Below are 320 nucleotides of genomic sequence, written 5' to 3'. Positions count from 1 at the left end.
TGGCGATGCGGTGGAAACTCTGACGGCGAGCCAGCTGATCGGGCACCGGGTCAGCGAGGATTATACGCGCAACCTGCTCAGGGCGAGCGAAGGGTTTGTGCGGACGGCGTGACGTCGTTCGGACTGTTTGGGGGAATATCATGGGCGAGTGGAAGTTTTCGGATTCGCCCGATGTCGCGGTGTTCGCGGACAGGAGCATATTCTCCAGGGACGACTGGATCGCATATGTTTCGCATATGGAAGACGATGGCAGTTGGCTCTTCTATGGCAGCGATACGCGTGATTGGGATGAACGCGACATAATCCTTGTCGGCTTGCAG

General features: G+C 57.5%; 1 protein-coding gene and 1 pseudogene. Both read left to right on the top strand.

Annotation, left to right across the window (positions count from 1 at the left end):
• Window positions 1-112, top strand: a pseudogene (locus tag EN852_RS42910) (ABC transporter ATP-binding protein); the annotation flags it as partial.
• Between the two features lie 28 nt (window positions 113-140).
• Window positions 141-320, top strand: a 180-nt coding sequence (locus EN852_RS41960; protein ID WP_210238322.1) for a hypothetical protein, incomplete at its 3' end; no start/stop codon positions are given.

Source organism: Mesorhizobium sp. M2E.F.Ca.ET.209.01.1.1 (assembly GCF_004010375.2).
In the GTDB taxonomy this organism is placed as follows: Bacteria; Pseudomonadota; Alphaproteobacteria; order Rhizobiales; family Rhizobiaceae; genus Mesorhizobium.
Note: the sequence above shows the minus strand (reverse complement) of the source record. Positions and strands in the feature narration are given on the sequence as shown.